Raw genomic sequence first — 3,048 nt, forward strand, 5'->3', positions numbered from 1 at the left:
GGGCATCGACCTGCACGGCCACCTCGGCATGGCCCTGCTGCTGGGTGCGGTGTGGGGCGCGGGGGCCGGGGCGGTGGGGGCGCTTCTCGCGTGGGGGTCCGGGGTGGCGGGGCACCGGGGTACGGCGTTGGCGCGGGGGGAGGGGTTGGCCGGGGCGGGCCGCTTCGACCGCCTGCCCGAGCCGCCGAAGACGAGCAGGACCTGCCTGTCGGTGGCCCGCTGGCAGGACGGCAAGGGCTGGGTGGGGCAGGGGGACATGAACCGCACCTGCTTCACCGTCCCGCAACTGGCCTACGCGCCTTGAGGACAGTGGCTGTCCTCAAGGCCTGGCAGACTCGCCCCATGTTGGAGACTTCGGCTCGCCTGCTGCGTCTGCTGTCCCTGCTCCAGGCCCACCGCGAATGGTCCGGCGCCGACCTGGCCGGTCGGCTCGGCGTCAGCGCCCGCACCCTGCGCCGGGACGTCGACCGGCTGCGCGAACTCGGCTACCCGGTCAACGCCAGCCCCGGCACCGGCGGCGGCTACCAGCTCGGCGCCGGAGCCGAACTGCCGCCGTTGCTCCTGGACGACGACGAAGCCGTCGCCGTGGCGGTCGGACTGCGCACCGCCGCCGGACAGGGCATCGACGGCATCGGCGAGACCTCGGTTCGCGCCCTCGCCAAGCTGGAGCAGGTGCTGCCGAACCGGCTGCGGCGTCGGGTGGGCGCCCTGAACGCCGTCACCGTGCCGATGCTGCGCAGCACGCTGCCCTCCTCGGTCGACCCGGCCGTGCTCACCGAACTCGCCCACCTGTGCCGGGACGCCGAACGGCTGCGCTTCGCATACCGAGGCCACGACGGCACCCCCACCCGCCGCAGTGCCGAACCGCACCGCCTGGTGTGCACCGAACGCCGCTGGTACCTGGTCGCCTGGGACCTCGACCGCGACGACTGGCGCACGTTCCGCGTGGACCGCATCACGCCCAGGCCTCCGCACGGCCCGCGCTTCGTGCCGCGCGACCCGCCCGCCGAGGACCTGGCCGCCTACGTCTCCCGGGGCGTCTCCACGCGCGCGTACGCCACCCACGCCCTCGTGCGTCTCCTGGCACCCCTGGAGGAGGCCGTCCAGCACATCTCGCCCTCCGCCGGGGTGCTGGAGGCGGAGAGCGCGGACACCTGCCTGCTGCGCTGCGGCGCCGGCAGCCTCGATGTGATGGTCATCCACGTGGTGATGCTGGGCTTCGAGTTCGAGGTGCTGGAGCCGGTCGAGCTGATCGAGGCGATCAGGAGGACTCGGGACCGGCTTGATGGCGCTCTGGCTCGGGCTGCGCAGTCACCGCCGCGTACTGCGGGTGGTGCAGGTCGAACGCCGGGGACTCGGACCGGATCCGGGGCAGCGTCGTGAAGTTGTGCCGCGGCGGCGGGCACGAGGTCGCCCACTCCAGGGACCGGCCGTAGCCCCAGGGGTCGTCGACCTCGACCTTCTCGCCGTACTTGGCGGTCTTCCACACGTTGTAGAGGAACGGCAGCGTCGAGATGCCGAGCAGGAACGCGCCGATCGTCGAGACCGTGTTGAGCGCGGTGAACCCGTCCGCGGCGAGGTAGTCCGCGTACCGGCGGGGCATGCCCTCGGCGCCCAGCCAGTGCTGCACCAGGAACGTGGTGTGGAAGCCGACGAACAGCGCCCAGAACTGGATCTTGCCGAGCCGTTCGTCGAGCATCTTCCCGGTGAACTTCGGCCACCAGAAGTAGAAGCCGGCGAAGATCGCGAAGACGACCGTGCCGAAGACGACGTAGTGGAAGTGCGCGACCACGAAGTACGAGTCCGTCACGTGGAAGTCCAGCGGCGGCGACGCCAGGATCACCCCGGTCAGCCCGCCGAACAGGAACGTCACCAGGAAGCCCGTCGCCCACAGCATCGGCGTCTCGAAGGACAGCGAGCCCTTGAGCAGGGTGCCTGCCCAGTTGAAGAACTTCACACCCGTGGGCACCGCGATCAGGAAGCTCATGAAGGAGAAGAACGGCAGCAGCACCGCGCCCGTGGCGAACATGTGGTGCGCCCACACGATCATCGACAGGCCGGTGATCGCCATCGTCGCGCCGACCAGCGTCAGATAGCCGAACAACGGCTTGCGGCTGAAGACCGGGATGATCTCCGTGATGATGCCGAAGAACGGCAGCGCGATGATGTACACCTCGGGATGGCCGAAGAACCAGAACAGGTGCTGCCACAGGATCGCCCCGCCGTTGGCCGCGTCGAAGACCTGCGCGCCGAACCGCCGGTCCGCCTCCAGCACCAGCAGCGCCGCCGCGAGCACCGGGAACGCCATCAGGATCAGGATCGACGTGAACAGGGTGTTCCACACGAAGATCGGCATCCGGAACATCGTCATGCCCGGGGCGCGCATCCCGATGATCGTGGTGATGAAGTTGACCGCGCCGAGGATCGTGCCGAAGCCCGACAGCGCGAGCCCCATGATCCACAGGTCTGCGCCGAGACCCGGCGAGCGCTCCGCGCTGTTGAGCGGGGCGTAGGCGAACCAGCCGAAGTCGGCGGGCCCGGAGGGCACCAGCAGCGAGCCGAGCACGATCAGCCCGCCGAACAGGAACAGCCAGTACGAGAACATGTTCAGCCGCGGGAAGGCGACATCGGGCGCGCCGATCTGCAACGGCATCAGCTCGTTCGCGAAGCCCGCGAAGCTCGGCGTCGCGAACAGCAGCAGCATGATCGTGCCGTGCATCGTGAACGCCTGGTTGAACTGCTCGTTGTCGATGATCTGCAGGCCCGGTCGGGCGAGCTCGGCGCGCATCAGCAGCGCCATCACCCCGGCGACCAGGAAGAACAGGAACGACGTGACCAGGTAGAGATGGCCGATCTTCTTGTGGTCCGTCGTCGTCAGCCAGTCGACCACCACCCGTCCGTGCCGCGTGCGCGGTTCGGACGGAACCGCGGCCTGTACGGTCTGCGTCCCCATCGCTCGCTCGCCCCTTCGCTCATCGCGTGCCGGGCCTGCCCCTCGGCGTCCTTCTGGCCCGCGGCGAGCAGCTCGCGGGAGAAGGTCCAGCAGAC

General features: G+C 69.8%; 1 protein-coding gene and 2 pseudogenes. 2 read left to right on the forward strand and 1 reads right to left on the reverse strand.

Features of this window, described 5'->3' with window-relative positions; translation table 11 throughout:
- Positions 1-304, forward strand: a pseudogene (locus ABZ281_RS44140) (hypothetical protein); the annotation flags it as partial.
- Positions 305-342: 38 nt separating this feature from the next.
- Positions 343-1,383, forward strand: a complete 1,041-nt coding sequence (locus tag ABZ281_RS44145) for a YafY family protein (protein ID WP_356663885.1) — start codon at positions 343-345, stop codon at positions 1,381-1,383.
- On the opposite strand, the pseudogene ctaD reads toward ABZ281_RS44145, so the two are convergent.
- Positions 1,292-2,953 (reverse strand): annotated as a pseudogene (ctaD, locus tag ABZ281_RS44150) (cytochrome c oxidase subunit I); the annotation flags it as partial. The gene ABZ281_RS44145 and the pseudogene ctaD overlap by 92 nt on opposite strands.
- Positions 2,954-3,048 lie beyond the last annotated feature (95 nt).

Origin of the sequence: Streptomyces sp. NPDC006265 (genome assembly GCF_040613555.1) — a bacterium.
Classification (GTDB): Bacteria; Actinomycetota; Actinomycetes; order Streptomycetales; family Streptomycetaceae; genus Streptomyces.

What these genes read in the sequence shown, in the direction of transcription:
- ABZ281_RS44145 (WP_356663885.1), top strand. Translation starts at nt 343, where the DNA reads ATGTTGGAGACTTCGGCTCGCCTGCTGCGTCTGCTGTCCCTGCTCCAG.